The organism is Enterobacter oligotrophicus, from assembly GCF_009176645.1.
Lineage (GTDB): Bacteria > Pseudomonadota > Gammaproteobacteria > Enterobacterales > Enterobacteriaceae > Enterobacter > Enterobacter oligotrophicus.
Window position 1 is genome coordinate 1,013,818 of sequence record NZ_AP019007.1, and the last position, 14,559, is coordinate 1,028,376.

General features: G+C 52.9%; 13 protein-coding genes. 3 read left to right on the forward strand and 10 right to left on the reverse strand.

The window, feature by feature from the left end:
- Nucleotides 1-8 precede the first annotated feature (8 nt).
- The 6 genes from nuoF to lrhA form a co-directional block, all read right to left on the reverse strand.
- The gene (nuoF, locus tag EoCCA6_RS04780) at nucleotides 9-1,346 is read right to left on the reverse strand and encodes an NADH-quinone oxidoreductase subunit NuoF (protein WP_152081707.1); all 1,338 of its coding nucleotides are present in this window, start codon (nucleotides 1,344-1,346) and stop codon (nucleotides 9-11) included.
- Nucleotides 1,343-1,843 carry an NADH-quinone oxidoreductase subunit NuoE gene (gene nuoE / locus EoCCA6_RS04785; protein WP_006176513.1) on the reverse strand — a complete coding sequence of 167 codons (501 nt, stop codon included), beginning with the start codon at nucleotides 1,841-1,843 and terminating at the stop codon, nucleotides 1,343-1,345. The genes nuoF and nuoE overlap by 4 nt, the downstream gene beginning before the upstream one ends.
- A 2-nt stretch (nucleotides 1,844-1,845) precedes the next feature.
- Nucleotides 1,846-3,648 (reverse strand): NADH-quinone oxidoreductase subunit C/D, encoded by a 1,803-nt coding sequence (nuoC, locus tag EoCCA6_RS04790; RefSeq protein WP_152081708.1) that lies wholly within the window; start codon nucleotides 3,646-3,648, stop codon nucleotides 1,846-1,848.
- An 89-nt stretch (nucleotides 3,649-3,737) separates the two neighbouring features.
- A complete protein-coding gene (nuoB, locus tag EoCCA6_RS04795; RefSeq protein ID WP_003861482.1) occupies nucleotides 3,738-4,412 on the reverse strand; it encodes an NADH-quinone oxidoreductase subunit NuoB in 675 nt (224 codons plus the stop codon).
- 15 nt (nucleotides 4,413-4,427) lie between these two features.
- Nucleotides 4,428-4,868, reverse strand: a complete 441-nt coding sequence (gene nuoA / locus EoCCA6_RS04800) for an NADH-quinone oxidoreductase subunit NuoA (RefSeq protein ID WP_014171000.1) — start codon at nucleotides 4,866-4,868, stop codon at nucleotides 4,428-4,430.
- A 631-nt stretch (nucleotides 4,869-5,499) separates the two neighbouring features.
- Nucleotides 5,500-6,438, reverse strand: a complete 939-nt coding sequence (gene lrhA, locus EoCCA6_RS04805; protein WP_152081709.1) for a transcriptional regulator LrhA — start codon at nucleotides 6,436-6,438, stop codon at nucleotides 5,500-5,502.
- A 945-nt stretch (nucleotides 6,439-7,383) separates the two neighbouring features.
- Here lrhA and alaA point away from each other — a divergent pair.
- A complete protein-coding gene (gene alaA, locus EoCCA6_RS04810) occupies nucleotides 7,384-8,598 on the forward strand; it encodes an alanine transaminase AlaA (protein WP_008500204.1) in 1,215 nt (404 codons plus the stop codon).
- 118 nt (nucleotides 8,599-8,716) lie between these two features.
- Nucleotides 8,717-9,316: a 5'-deoxynucleotidase gene (gene yfbR / locus EoCCA6_RS04815; RefSeq protein ID WP_028013935.1), complete on the forward strand. Its 600-nt coding sequence runs from the start codon at nucleotides 8,717-8,719 to the stop codon at nucleotides 9,314-9,316.
- Between the two features lie 53 nt (nucleotides 9,317-9,369).
- Here the strand turns inward: yfbR and EoCCA6_RS04820 are convergent, their stop codons facing one another.
- The 4 genes from EoCCA6_RS04820 to yfbV form a co-directional block, all read right to left on the reverse strand.
- Complete coding sequence (locus tag EoCCA6_RS04820; protein ID WP_152081710.1) at nucleotides 9,370-11,211, reverse strand: SLC13 family permease; 1,842 nt, start codon at nucleotides 11,209-11,211, stop codon at nucleotides 9,370-9,372.
- A 77-nt stretch (nucleotides 11,212-11,288) separates the two neighbouring features.
- Nucleotides 11,289-11,948 (reverse strand): sugar phosphatase, encoded by a 660-nt coding sequence (locus EoCCA6_RS04825; protein WP_152081711.1) that lies wholly within the window; start codon nucleotides 11,946-11,948, stop codon nucleotides 11,289-11,291.
- Nucleotides 11,949-11,959: 11 nt separating this feature from the next.
- Complete coding sequence (locus EoCCA6_RS04830) at nucleotides 11,960-12,454, reverse strand: YfbU family protein (protein ID WP_152081712.1); 495 nt, start codon at nucleotides 12,452-12,454, stop codon at nucleotides 11,960-11,962.
- A gap of 92 nt (nucleotides 12,455-12,546) precedes the next feature.
- On the reverse strand, nucleotides 12,547-13,002 hold the full coding sequence (gene yfbV / locus EoCCA6_RS04835) for a terminus macrodomain insulation protein YfbV (RefSeq protein ID WP_061097539.1): 456 nt from the start codon (nucleotides 13,000-13,002) through the stop codon (nucleotides 12,547-12,549).
- Nucleotides 13,003-13,339: 337 nt separating this feature from the next.
- Here yfbV and ackA point away from each other — a divergent pair, with 337 nt between their 5' ends.
- A complete protein-coding gene (gene ackA, locus EoCCA6_RS04840; protein ID WP_152081713.1) occupies nucleotides 13,340-14,542 on the forward strand; it encodes an acetate kinase in 1,203 nt (400 codons plus the stop codon).
- Nucleotides 14,543-14,559: the final 17 nt, after the last annotated feature.

A 14,559-nucleotide genomic window follows, 5' to 3' on the forward strand; every position in this document is an offset into this window, starting at 1 on the left:
TTCTGTCTTTACCAGCGCGCTTTCAGCAGGTTCGGCTGAATACCATTGATTGCATGGGTATTGCTGAACGGCTGCTTGATGCCTGCTTCGAATTCGTCGCGGAAATATTTAATCGCGCTTTGCAGCGGCTCGACGGCACCCGGTGCGTGGGCACAGAAGGTTTTACCTGGGCCCAGGAATCGACACAGTTGCTCAAGTGTCTCGATATCACCCGGCTGGCCTTCGCCACGTTCGATAGCACGCAGGATCTTCACGCTCCACGGCAGACCATCACGGCATGGCGTACACCAGCCGCAGGACTCGCGGGCGAAGAACTCTTCCAGGTTACGCACCAGCGACACCATGCCGATCTCGTGGTCGACGGCCATCGCCAGCGCCGTACCCAGACGGCTGCCTGCTTTACCAATGCTTTCGAATTCCATTGGCAGGTCAAGGTGGGCTTCGGTCAGGAAGTCCGTCCCTGCCCCGCCCGGCTGCCAGGCTTTGAATTTCAGGCCGTCGCGCATGCCGCCAGCGTAATCTTCAAGAATTTCACGTGCGGTGGTGCCGAACGGCAGTTCCCAGACGCCAGGGTTCTTCACGCGACCGGAGAAGCCCATCAGCTTAGTACCGGCATCTTTGCTTGAAGAGATGCCCTGATACCACTCCACGCCGTTCGCGAGGATAGCCGGAACGTTGCACAGGGTTTCGACGTTGTTTACACAGGTCGGTTTACCCCACACGCCGGAGCTTGCCGGGAACGGTGGCTTGGAACGTGGGTTCGCACGGCGGCCTTCCAGGGAGTTAATCAGCGCTGTCTCTTCACCGCAGATGTAACGCCCTGCCCCGGTGTGCACGAACAGTTCGAAGTCAAACCCGGTGCCCAGGATGTTTTTACCCAGCAGGCCCGCTTCGGTCGCTTCGGCAATCGCGCGACGCAGGTTTTCTGCCGCTTCGATGTACTCACCGCGCAGGAAGATGTAGCCACGGTACGCTTTCAGCGCGAATGCAGAGATCAGCATGCCTTCCACTAGCAGGTGCGGCAGCTGTTCCATCAACAGGCGGTCTTTATAGGTGCCCGGCTCCATTTCATCGGCGTTACACAGCAGGTAACGGATGTTCATGGATTCGTCTTTTGGCATCAGGCTCCACTTCAAACCAGTGGAGAAGCCCGCACCGCCGCGCCCTTTCAGGCCAGCGTCTTTTACCGCGTTGACAATGTCATCCGGTGCCATGCCGCCGAGGGCTTTACGCGCACCGGCATAGCCGTTTTTGCTCTGGTATTCGTCCAGCCATACCGGCTGTTTATCATCGCGCAAACGCCAGGTCAGCGGATGTGTCTCAGCAGTACGAATTACAGTTTTCATTTGTACTGCTCCAGCAGGTCAGGAATCGCTTCCGGCGTCAGATGGCTGTGAGTGTCCTCATCAATCATCATGGTCGGCCCCTTGTCGCAGTTACCCAGGCAGCAGGTTGGCAGCAGAGTAAAGCGACCATCGAACGTGGTCTGGCCCGGCTTGATATTGAGCTTCTTCTCAATCGCAGCCTGAATGCCCTGATAACCGGTGATGTGGCAGACAACGCTGTCACAGTAGCGGATCACATGGCGGCCTACCGGCTGACGGAAGATCTGGCTGTAGAACGTGGCTACGCCTTCTACGTCACTTGCCGGAATGCCCAGCACTTTTGCGATCTCGTAGATCGCGCCATCCGGCACCCAACCACGCTGTTTCTGTACGATTTTCAGCGCTTCAATGGACGCCGCACGCGGGTCTTCGTAGTGGTGCATCTCGTGCTCAATGGCGGCACGTTCTGCTTCACTCAGCTCAAAAGCCTCGGTTTGTGGTTGTTGATTCTCGTGCATAATTAGCGGTCCACATCTGACATAACAAAATCGATACTACCCAGATACACAATCAGGTCGGAGACCAGACTGCCGCGAATGGCGGACGGGATCTGCTGCAGGTGCGCAAAGCTCGGCGTACGCACACGGGTACGGTAGCTCATGGTGCTGCCGTCGCTGGTCAGGTAGTAACTGTTGATACCCTTGGTTGCTTCCACCATCTGGAAGGACTCTTGTGCCGGCATTACCGGGCCCCAGGAAACCTGCAGGAAGTGGGTAATCAGGGTTTCGATATGTTGCAGCGTGCGCTCTTTCGGTGGCGGCGTCGTCAGCGGGTGATCCGCTTTGAACGGGCCTTCCGGCATGTTGTTGAGGCACTGCTCAAGGATGCGCAGGCTCTGGCGCAGCTCTTCCACTTTCAGCATCACGCGGGTGTAGCAGTCGGAAACACCGCCGCCAACCGGGACTTCAAAGTCGAAGTTCTCGTAGCCAGAGTAAGGACGGGCTTTACGCACGTCGAAATCGATACCGGTCGCACGCAGGCCAGCACCCGTTGTTCCCCACTCCAGCGCTTCTTTCGCGCCGTAGGCAGCAACGCCCTGAGAACGGCCTTTCAGGATGGTGTTGCGCAGTGCGGCTTTCTCGTAGGAGGCCAGACGTTTCGGCATCCAGTCGAGGAATTCACGCAGCAAACGGTCCCAGCCGCGCGGCAGATCGTGTGCCACACCGCCAATACGGAACCAGGCCGGGTGCATACGGAAACCGGTAATCGCTTCCACCAGATCGTAGATTTTCTGACGGTCGGTAAAGGCGAAGAAGACCGGCGTCATCGCGCCGACGTCCTGAATGAACGTGGAGATGTACAGCAGGTGGCTGTTAATACGGAACAGTTCAGACAGCATAACGCGAATCACGTTAACGCGATCCGGCGTAACAATACCCGCGAGTTTCTCAACGGCCAGCACGTATGGCATTTCATTTACGCAACCACCGAGATACTCGATACGGTCGGTATACGGAATATAGCTGTGCCAGGACTGACGCTCGCCCATCTTCTCAGCACCACGGTGGTGGTAGCCGATGTCTGGTACGCAGTCGACAATCTCTTCACCATCAAGCTGAAGAATAATACGGAATGCACCGTGCGCAGACGGGTGGTTCGGACCGAGGTTGAGGAACATGAAGTCCTCGTTTTCAGTACCGCGCTTCATACCCCAGTCTTCCGGCTTGAAGGTCAGCGCTTCCATCTCCAGATCCTGCTTGGCTTTGGTCAGCTCAAACGGATCGAACTCAGTCGCACGTGCCGGGTAGTCTTTACGCAGCGGGTGGCCGGTCCAGGTCTGCGGCATCATGATGCGCGTCAGATGCGGGTGGCCGTCGAAGGTCATGCCGAACATTTCCCAGGTTTCACGCTCGTACCAGTTGGCGTTCGGGAAAAGTTTGGTGATCGTCGGCAGATGCATGTCGTTTTCAGACAATGCCACCTTGAGCATGATATCCGTATTACGGTCTATTGAGATCAGGTGGTAGAAAACGGAAAAATCCGCAGCAGGGAGACCCTGGCGGTGCGTACGCAGACGTTCATCCATGCCGTGTAAGTCAAACAGCATGACATAAGGTTTTGGCAATTTCTTGAGGAAATCGACAACTTCCAGTAATTGCTCACGCTTCACCCAAACAACGGGTACACCGGTGCGGGTGGCCTGAACAGTAAAGGCATCCGGCCCAAAACGGTTGCGCAGTTCGCCAATGACAGGGTCATCCAGATGATCCCGTGTTTGCCAGGCGGCTTCTTGCGCGGTTAAGTCGGTCATATTGTTCACCATTGCAAATGGTCCGTGGTGACTGTCAAGCCTGGCTTCGCGCTATTTGAGTAGTGATATGCGAAGGTGTTCTCCAGGCCAACAGGCGCAAATTAAATTTCGTCAGGCGTACGCAGATTGGTGACTGCAATACGTTCACCGCGTTTACGCTCGCGCTCTGACTGCATGTTGGCGCGATACACACCCTGGTCGCCAACAACCCATGAAAGTGGGCGGCGTTCTTTACCGATAGACTCCTGCAGCAGCATCAGCGCCTGCATGTAAGCCTCCGGGCGTGGTGGACAGCCTGGGATGTAAACATCCACTGGAATGAACTTATCTACGCCCTGCACGACGGAATAAATGTCGTACATACCGCCAGAGTTTGCACATGCGCCCATGGAGATAACCCATTTCGGCTCAAGCATCTGGTCATAAAGACGCTGAATAACCGGTGCCATTTTGGTGAAGCACGTACCGGCTACCACCATCAGGTCAGCCTGACGTGGGGATGCACGCAGTACCTCTGCCCCAAAACGCGCAACGTCATGCACCGCAGTGAATGACGTCACCATTTCAACGTAGCAGCAAGAAAGGCCAAAGTTGTATGGCCAGATGGAGTTCTTACGACCCCAGTTGACCATATCGTGCATGGCATGTTCGAGCTTGCCCATGTACACGCTTTTATTGACTTCTTGCTCAAGGGGGTCGGTTACGATCTCCTGTTTTTGCAGGGGGTAACGGTCATTCTCACCGTTAGGATCTATGCGGGTGAGCGTATAATCCATCTTATTGCCTCGCTGTTACTGCTGACGATTAGAGATACTGTTTTCCGGGTTGATGTGTTCACGACGTGAACGCGCAGGCGTCCAGTCAAGCGCGCCAATACGCACCAGATAAACCAGACCGGCCAGTAGCACTAAAATGAAAATTGCGGCCTCGACAAAGCCCACCCAACCACTTTCGCGGATGGAGGTCGACCATGCGAAAAGGTAAAGCGCTTCCACGTCGAAGATGACGAAGAACATGGCTACCAGGTAGAACTTGGCAGACAGGCGTAAGCGAGCGGAACCTACTGAATCAATACCTGATTCGAAAGGTGTGTTTTTGTGCCTTGCGCGGGCGCGACCGCCCAGGAACCAGCCGCCGACTAACATCAGGCAGCACAGGCCAATGGCTACAATAAGAAAGATTGCGAATGCCCAGTGATGAGCGATGACTTCTGTGGATGTTGACATACTCATTGCTTACTCATCAAAAGTGATACCGACGACACTGCTCTTGCTGGCAGATGGGCATCACATCGATTCATGGGGAGGAACAAAATAACCTTACACTAACTGTCAGAAATGAGACATAGACAGCAAAATGATGGGGTTTTTTACTCCTTTCTATAACCTTTTGTCAACTTTAACAAAGGTTTCTTCACATTAAATTACATCGAGCGATTCTCATTAACATTTGGTGCCCTTTAACCCTGGTGGGTACATGACTTTACGTCAAATGCATGCTGTTGAATCGTGTCCGTTTTGGAAGTAAAAAAAATAACCCTCCTATTTTGACAGGATTTGCCAACGATTCCTCCCCCCAAATAGGAGTATTTTCTTGATCTGAGACACGCTTTTGTTAATTCAATCAAAAAAACGGCAACATATTTCCTGTTTTTTTAACATAAGAAGGGATTGGAGGAGGATAGAACGGAATAAGTACAAAGGTTGAGCGAAAGCATTTACCATATTGATAAATAAAAGCTATTCTGATAAACCTTTCGTTGAGAAAGGGTATTAGTGGACAAAAAAAACCACTCCACGCAAAAAGCGCGTGAGTGGCCTTTTTTTACACTTACATTTTGTTACGAGAATTTTGAGTGATTGATCACTCGAAGTCCCCTTCGACGATCAGCGAGTCATCCCCCCCTTCCGGAGTAACATGCTCAAACTGCCAGGGGTTATGGTAGTTTTCCATCGCCTCAAACACCACTTTTGCCAGTTCGTTATTACCGGCCGTGTTATGGCACAGGAGATACTCTGTATCGGGCAGTGCAGGAAGACCATCGGTTTTGCCTAAGACGCGCAGATCCGGGCTCATCATCTCTACCGGACGGGCCGTAACGCCAAGCCCTGCTTTAACGGCAGCACGTACCGCTGGCAGCGTAGACGCCACATACGCCAGACGCCACGGAATGTTGGCCTCATTCAACGCCGACAGCACCATATCGCGGAACGGGCTCGGCTCATCCAGCAGAACCAGCGGCACCGGCTCACCTTTTTGCAGCACATATTCCGCTGCGCAATACCAGTGCGTTGGAGATGTGCGCAGCGTCAGGCAATCAAACTGGCCTGGACGGTGCGTGGTGACCACCAGATCGACCTCATTCTCTTTCAACATCTCAATCATAAACGCATTGCGCTTAACGCTAACATCCAGCGCAAGTTTCGGATAAACCGAACTAATTCGATTGAGAAGGAATGGCAATATCGTGTCCGCTGACTCATCAGATGCCCCTAATGTTAACACCCCCTGAAGGTTGCTAAACATTAATGACATACATGCTTCATCATTAAAGCGAAGTATTTTCCTGGCATAACCGAGTAGCTGAATACCGTGCTCAGTTAAGAGTTTATTACGCCCATGGCGAGCAAAAAGCTCTTTACCGACCAGTTGCTCAAGCCTCTGCATTTGTTGGCTAACGGCGGACTGGGTTCGGCATACTGCGGCAGCAGCTGCTGCAAAAGTGTTGAGATCGGCGACCGCAACAAACGTTCTCAGCAGATCGAGGTCGAGATTCATTATCGGACGATTTGCATTTATCATATCTTTTCACTTTCAGGTTGCTCGTGCGGAGCTGCCCGGGTTGAAGCTGTGTGTAACAGTTAAGCAATTCCCTCTGAAGGTTTCCCTCGCATCCCGGCCCGGCAGACTGCCTGACAGATAGTTATTGTGCTGTTGTATATCAACAGTCAGAAACCACGTTTCATGACGCTATTTTTATTCTCTTAACGTTCAGGATATTTAGACGTTTGCAGGTTTATGTAAATCCCATTAAAGGTAAGATACGTCCCCTGCCATCTTTATCGCAGCGCTGTCAGCGTAGCAAGATGTGAGTCAGACAATCCAGCCAGAGATAACTCTAACAATAACAATCGATTAATTTAGAAAACCAGATACAGATATACAGGACAGGCATATCTCTCCTCGGTTTCCCTGAAAGACATCTTAACCCAAATCCACTTTATTTATAAGTATTATTGCAATATTAAGGATTTAATGGTGTTGATAAGCAGCTAAACTAATTTTATTAAAATTAACGAAAGTTGCATTTTCGTCGGTAATAATAAATAAAGTTTAATTTAGATTAAGGCTATTCATTAATAACACTTAACATTATTTTCACATGAGTAACGTTTAACTCAGGCTGGCTATTCGTGCAACGTTTGTATGTGCATTCAGATTTTTCGAAAGGTCACTTCGGGTAACATCCAGCACATCTCTCTTGCTGGCGCGCTTCGCTTTATTTTTATCAGAACAATATTCAACATTAAGCTAACAAAAAAGCACAATAAACCAGAATAACGAAGCATAACACCACTTTAATTCATAAAAACCTTCTGCAGGCAGCAAGATAGATTTGCAGGGAATTAGCCCATTGCACAAAATCTTCTACTGCATGCCCTTCAAAACGAAACGAGGTGGGAGTACATTGTTCCGTGCTGACTTCCACGGCAGGGAGTGGCATTCACAGCAAAAAGGTTAAGGTTCATGTCCCCTATCGAAAAATCCAGCAAGCTAGATAACGTCTGTTACGACATCCGCGGCCCGGTTCTTAAAGAGGCAAAACGTCTCGAAGAGGAAGGCAACAAGGTTCTGAAACTCAATATTGGTAACCCCGCGCCGTTTGGTTTTGAAGCGCCGGATGAAATCCTGGTTGATGTGATCCGTAACCTGCCCACTGCACAAGGCTATTGCGATTCGAAAGGACTCTACTCCGCACGTAAAGCCATCATGCAGCACTACCAGGCGCGCGGCATGCGCGATGTTACCGTTGAAGATATCTATATTGGCAACGGTGTCTCTGAACTGATCGTGCAGGCGATGCAGGCACTGCTCAATAGCGGCGACGAAATGCTGGTTCCCGCACCGGACTATCCGCTGTGGACCGCGGCTGTCTCGCTCTCCAGCGGTAAAGCAGTGCATTATCTCTGCGACGAGTCTTCTGACTGGTTCCCGGATCTTGATGACATCCGCGCCAAAATCACACCACGCACGCGCGGTATCGTGATTATCAACCCGAACAACCCGACGGGCGCGGTCTACTCAAAAGAACTGCTGATGGAGATCGTCGAGCTTGCCCGCCAGCACAACCTGATCATCTTTGCTGACGAAATCTACGACAAGATCCTGTACGACGCGGCACAGCACCACTCTATTGCCGCGCTGGCACCGGACCTGCTGACCGTCACCTTTAACGGTCTGTCTAAAACCTACCGCGTGGCCGGTTTCCGTCAGGGCTGGATGGTACTGAACGGACCGAAGAAACACGCCAAAGGCTACATTGAAGGGCTTGAAATGCTGGCGTCGATGCGTCTTTGTGCCAACGTGCCGGCACAGCACGCGATCCAGACGGCACTTGGGGGCTATCAGAGCATCAGCGAGTTCATCGTTCCCGGCGGTCGCCTGTATGAACAGCGCAACCGCGCGTGGGAGTTGATCAACGATATTCCGGGCGTCTCCTGCGTCAAGCCAAACGGGGCGCTGTACATGTTCCCGAAAATCGACGCGAAGCGCTTTAATATTCACGATGACCAGAAAATGGTGCTCGATTTCCTGTTGCAGGAAAAAGTGCTGCTGGTTCAGGGCACCGCGTTCAACTGGCCGTGGCCGGACCACGTGCGTATTGTGACCCTGCCGCGCGAAGACGATCTCGAAATGGCCATCAGCCGCTTCGGACGCTTCCTCTCAGGTTACCACCAGTAATATTGCCTTTCTGCCGGGTGGCGCTGCGCTTACCCGGCCTGCAAAATCTGCAAATTTGCATCTTGCCTCCCCTCCCCGCACAATGAAGTCCTGTCGCAGTGAAGACAAAAGGTAACCTATGAGTCAGAGTCATTTCTTTGCCCACCTCTCCCGCCTGAAACTCATCAACCGCTGGCCGCTGATGCGCAACGTGCGTACTGAGAATGTGTCGGAACACAGCCTGCAGGTCGCCATGGTCGCTCATGCGCTGGCCGCGATCAAAAACCGCAAGTTCAACGGGCAGGTGAATGCTGAGCGCATTGCCCTGCTGGCGATGTACCACGACGCATCAGAAGTGCTGACCGGGGATCTGCCGACGCCGGTGAAATATTTCAATTCGCAGATTGCGCAGGAATATAAGGCCATCGAGAAGATTGCTCAGCAGAAGCTGATCGAGATGGTGCCTGAAGAGTTGCGCGATATCTTTGAGCCGCTGATCGACGAACATCAGTATACCGAAGATGAAAAATCGCTGGTGAAACAGGCTGACGCGCTGTGCGCGTATCTGAAATGTCTGGAAGAGTTGTCCGCCGGAAACAACGAGTTTTTACTGGCGAAAACGCGTCTGGAAAAAACGCTGGAGTCCCGCCGCAGCGAAGAGATGGATTACTTTATGCAGGTGTTTGTGCCGAGCTTCCATTTGTCGCTGGATGAGATTAGCCAGGATTCACCGTTGTAATTTTTTGCCGGGTGGCGGTTTCGCCTTACCCGGCCTGCGTTTCCGCGCTCATGCTAAAACGGGAATAAAACCGGAATTAACACCACGCATACCACCATCACCAGCACAGTGAACGGCACGCCAATCTTCACGAAGTCGCTAAATCTGTAGTTTCCTGGCCCCAGCACCAGCGTGTTAACCGGTGAAGAGACCGGCGTCATAAACGCCGCAGAGGCCGCCATCGCAACCATCATCGCGAAGGGATACGGCGACACGCCCATGGATTTTGCCATCGCCAGCGCGATGGGAGCCATCAGCACCGCTGTCGCAGTATTGGAGATAAACAGCCCTATCGACGCACACATGATAAACAGGCAGACCATCATCATATAGGGGCCATATCCCCCGCCGACATCCATTAGCCCTTTCACGATCAAATCCACACCGCCCGTTTTCTGCAGCGCAAGCGCAAAGGGCATCATCCCTACGATAAGAATAATGCTCGGCCAGTGAATGGCTTTATAGGCGCTTTCCGCATCGATACAGCGGAATTTCCCCATCAGCAGGCAGGCAATAATCGCCGCGACCGGATTCGGGATCTCATCGGTGAGCATCAGCGCTACCATCAGCACCAGGCAAAAAATAGCATGCGGAGCCTGGCTATGAGCAGGAGAAGCATCGCTCTCTTCGACAGGCATGTTGAGCACCACGAAATCGCGCCCTTTCTGCCCGAGCTGGCTTATCAGCTTCCAGTTTCCCACCACCAGGAAAATATCCCCCAGCAGCAGCGGCTCATCCACCACCGCCCCTTCCATCGCCACACCGTCACGCTTTAAGCCGACCACATTCAGGCCATAGCGGGTACGGAAGCCAATTTCACGCACCGTTTTACCTAACAGTTCAGACTCCGGAATGAGCGAGACTTCAGCCATGCCCACATCCAGCGCCTGGTCGGAGAAATACTCACCGCGAAGCACCATCGGCTCCAGCAATTGTTCGCTGCAAAATTCACGCAGATCCACATCCGCCGTGGACATATCGATCAGCAGAACGTCCCGCGCGCGGAATTCGGATACCCCGTTAACGTTCACGATCACCCGACGAAAGCGACGCCAGCGCTCCACACCAATCACGTTCGCACCGTAGCGTTCACGCAACTTCAGGTCGTCCAGGCGCTGGCCAATCATTGGCGAACCGGGGCGGATTGCCAGACGGCGCGCACGCCCTGTCAGGCGGTACTCTTTAATCAAATCGCGAAATGTGCGCCGCTTCCAGCCCTCTTTGCCCTCTTTGGTTTTATCCTGCTTTTCGCCCTTCAGCGCAAAGCGGGTGAGCAGCATGTAGACAACCCCCATCACCAGAATCACCAGACCAAGCGGCGTCACGCTAAAAAAGCTAAACCCCTCCAGCCCTTCGCGGATCAGCTCACTGTTGACGACCAGGTTCGGCGGCGTCGCCACCAGCGTCATCATGCCGCTGATAAGCCCGGCAAAGCTCAGGGGCATCATCAGGCGCGACGGTGAAACCTGCATCCTCATGGAGACGCTCAGCACCACAGGAATAAAGATCGCAACAACGCCCGTTGAGCTCATAAATGCGCCCAGCCCGGCAACCGTGACCATCAGGTAGATCAGCATTTTGGTTTCGCTGCTGCCCGCGACGTTAACCAGCCACGACCCCATGATGGTCGCCACGCCGGTCCGCACCAGCCCGTCGCCAATGATAAACAGAGCAGCGATCAGAATCACGTTAGGATCGCTAAACCCGGAAAAGGCTTCGGGTAGCGTGAGCGTGCCGCTCAGTACAAAGGCGACAATGACAAACAAGGCGACGGCATCCATGCGTACCTTGCCCGTCGCAAAAAGAATGATGGCGATTAAAAGCAGGCTCAGGACCCAAATCAGTTCACCGTTCACAACCTATCCTTGTCAGTGGAAAAGAGAAGGAATTCTGCCATAAAAAAGCCCCAGCAATGTGGGGCTAAATCATGGGATTACACTTTTAGCGAGACGGTTACAATGCCGTCCGGGGCCTTCGAGACGTTGATGGCAGTCAGTGTGGTAAGCACGAAATCTGCCTCGTCCAGCCGGGGCGAATCCGCCGGAACGTTGACGGCGATAACGTGGCTTCCTGCGTTCAGCCCGGCCAGCACGCCAGCCGCCGCATCTTCCACCACCACGCAGTCTGCCGGTGCGAGGCCCAGCAGTTCAGCGCCGAGTAAAAACGCATCCGGTTCAGGCTTACCGCGCGTAACGCGCTCAGCCGTGATGAATACCTCTGGCTTCGGTAAGCCTGCCGCCTTGTGGCGGGCATGAGCAACTGGAATCGAACCGGATGTAACGATCGCCCACGGGATCTGCGCTTCGTTCAGATGTTCAAGCAGTTCACGTGCGCCCGGCAGCGCGGTGATGCCGTCCGTATCGGTGGCTTCGATCTGCTCAAGGTATTTGAACTCCGCCTGAATCTCGTCCTCAGAACGTCCCGCGAGGAAGTGCCGCAATGAGGTAATGGCCTGTTTGCCATGGATGAAATTCAGTACGTCCTGATGGTCGATGCCATGCCTGTCGGCCCAATGGCACCAGGAACGCTCCACAACCGGCAGCGAATCCACCAGCGTACCGTCCAGATCAAACAGAAAACCTTTACACTGCACACGCACCTCCGTCAGGCATTAATGATTTGTTGAATTTCGTTGCTGCTTAAATGGTACTGACGCGGGCAGGAGTGCCACACGCTCAGCATGCGCTGGTATTTGTCCCACATTGGGGTCTGCGCGTTAAAGCCATGAGTGCCCGCATCAAAATGGGTATAACGCCCTTCGGTGTTCACCATAAAGCGGACATAGCTGAGATAGCGCGCTTCGGTTGCGGCATCGAAGCCCAGGAATGTCACACGGCGCTCGTCGATGGACTGCTGATCTTTGAGATTAGTCCAGGACACGTGCAGCGCATGGTACATCTCCATGATGTCGATAACGATGCGACAGGTTTCTTCTTTCAGCTCGCCAAACTCGCGATCCAGTTCGCGCATTTGCAAACCAAACCCGCGTTCAACGATGGTCTGCAGGCGGCTGTAGCGCGCAGCGTTATCGGGATCAAGCATTGTCATCATCTTGTACTGGTTAGACAAAATCAGACGTTGAGCATGGGTCATTTCCATCTTTCGACTCCTGTAGCGCATTGCACTTGAAAAAAAAGACACGGTAACGGTGTGTTACTGTGCCTTCTTTTGTTAGTCGTTTCGATGATCAATCACAAGTCATCGAGGAATGTTTTATCCAGTTGCTTAAAAGCGCGCTTTAACGTGTCCGCCAGCGCCTGATAATCCGGCTTGCCTTCAACGGGTGCCAGCGCCTGTCCTGCTTCCTCCAGTTTTCCACGCACTTCATAAAACCAGTGTAAAATAGAAGGCGGAAGTGGCGTGATCGAACGTTTACCTAACCACCACAATCCCTGCATCGGCAGGCTTAACGCGAAAAGCGCCGTGGCGACGGCCGGGCCAAGCTGCCCGCCCAACGCAATTTGCCAGCAGAGGGTAAAGATGGCGACAGGGGGCATAAAGCGAATCGCATAGCGCGTGGCGCGGATAGTGCGATTCTCAATAAACATCGGCGCGAGGCGCTTTTCCATCGGCCACGTCTTTGCGTAATGCTGTCCCCGACGAAACAGACTGAAAAAATTCACGGACGGGATTTCGGGTGTCGACATGGCTGTACCTCAACTTCACATATAAAAATTAAAATTTTTGTGCAAAACCACAACAGGCTATGACAACGTTCAAAATATTTTGTCATCGCTACCCCGTATCGGGTATTCTGTGCCAGCCTGATGGGGCCTTAGACGAGAATCGTTAACTCGTCAAATTATCGCATATTATGCCATTGTCTGAAAAATGTTCAAAATGGCATAAAATCATAGGTATTTCTTCCATCATGCCAGAATGTTCGTTTGGCATGATGTTAATCATAAATGTCTGGGTCAGCATGCGTTACGCTTTTAGACTCACTGACGTTTTTTTAGCCACGTATCAATAATAGGTACTTCCATGTCGAGTAAGTTAGTACTGGTTCTGAACTGCGGTAGCTCCTCACTGAAATTCGCCATCATCGATGCGCTCAACGGTGACGAGTACCTCTCTGGTTTGGCCGAATGTTTCCATCTGCCTGAAGCACGTATCAAGTGGAAGATGGACGGCAGCAAACAAGAAGCGGCTTTAGGTGCAGGCGCCGCTCACAGTGAAGCGCTGAACTTTATCGTTAACACTATTCTGGCACAAAAACCAGAACTGTCTGCTCAGCTGACTGCGATTGGTCACCGTATCGTCCACGGCGGCGAAAAATACACCAGTTCCGTCGTGATCGACGACTCTGTGATTCAGGGTATCAAAGACTCTGCGTCCTTCGCGCCGCTGCACAACCCGGCTCACCTGATCGGTATCGCTGAAGCGCTGAAATCCTTCCCGCAACTGAAAGACAAAAACGTGGCCGTGTTCGACACCGCGTTCCACCAGACTATGCCGGAAGAGTCTTACCTGTATGCCCTGCCGTACAGCCTGTACAAAGAGCATGGCGTGCGTCGTTACGGCGCACACGGCACCAGCCACTTCTATGTGACTCAGGAAGCCGCAAAAGTGCTGAACAAGCCGGTTGAAGAAGTGAACATCATCACCTGCCATCTGGGCAACGGTGGTTCTGTTTCTGCTATCCGCAACGGTAAATGTGTTGATACTTCCATGGGTCTGACCCCACTGGAAGGTCTGGTGATGGGTACGCGTTCCGGTGACATCGACCCGGCGATCATCTTCCACCTGCACGACACCCTGGGCATGAGCGTTGATCAGATCAACAAAATGCTGACCAAAGAGTCTGGCCTGCTGGGTCTGACCGAAGTCACCAGCGACTGCCGTTACGTTGAAGACAACTACGCAGAGAAAGAAGACGCTAAACGTGCAATGGACGTTTACTGCCACCGTCTGGCGAAGTACATCGGTTCTTACACTGCACTGATGGACGGTCGTCTCGACGCGGTTATCTTCACCGGTGGTATCGGTGAGAACGCAGCAATGGTGCGTGAACTGTCCCTGGGCAAACTGGGCGTTCTGGGCTTCGAGGTTGATCACGAGCGTAACCTGGCTGCCCGCTTCGGCAAGTCTGGCTTCATCAACAAAGAAGGCACCCGCCCTGCTATCGTTATCCCAACTAACGAAGAGCTGGTCATCGCGCAAGACGCGAGCCGTCTGACTGCCTGATTCCACACCGCCAGCTT

Excerpts from the sequence above, each read along its gene's own strand:
- nuoF (WP_152081707.1), bottom strand. The coding sequence starts at position 1,346 with ATGAAAACTGTAATTCGTACTGCTGAGACACATCCGCTGACCTGGCGT.
- nuoE (WP_006176513.1), bottom strand. The coding sequence starts at position 1,843 with ATGCACGAGAATCAACAACCACAAACCGAGGCTTTTGAGCTGAGTGAA.
- nuoC (WP_152081708.1), bottom strand. The coding sequence starts at position 3,648 with ATGGTGAACAATATGACCGACTTAACCGCGCAAGAAGCCGCCTGGCAA.
- nuoB (WP_003861482.1), bottom strand. The coding sequence starts at position 4,412 with ATGGATTATACGCTCACCCGCATAGATCCTAACGGTGAGAATGACCGT.
- nuoA (WP_014171000.1), bottom strand. The coding sequence starts at position 4,868 with ATGAGTATGTCAACATCCACAGAAGTCATCGCTCATCACTGGGCATTC.
- lrhA (WP_152081709.1), bottom strand. The coding sequence starts at position 6,438 with ATGATAAATGCAAATCGTCCGATAATGAATCTCGACCTCGATCTGCTG.
- alaA (WP_008500204.1), top strand. The coding sequence starts at position 7,384 with ATGTCCCCTATCGAAAAATCCAGCAAGCTAGATAACGTCTGTTACGAC.
- yfbR (WP_028013935.1), top strand. The coding sequence starts at position 8,717 with ATGAGTCAGAGTCATTTCTTTGCCCACCTCTCCCGCCTGAAACTCATC.
- EoCCA6_RS04830 (WP_152081712.1), bottom strand. The coding sequence starts at position 12,454 with ATGGAAATGACCCATGCTCAACGTCTGATTTTGTCTAACCAGTACAAG.
- yfbV (WP_061097539.1), bottom strand. The coding sequence starts at position 13,002 with ATGTCGACACCCGAAATCCCGTCCGTGAATTTTTTCAGTCTGTTTCGT.
- ackA (WP_152081713.1), top strand. The coding sequence starts at position 13,340 with ATGTCGAGTAAGTTAGTACTGGTTCTGAACTGCGGTAGCTCCTCACTG.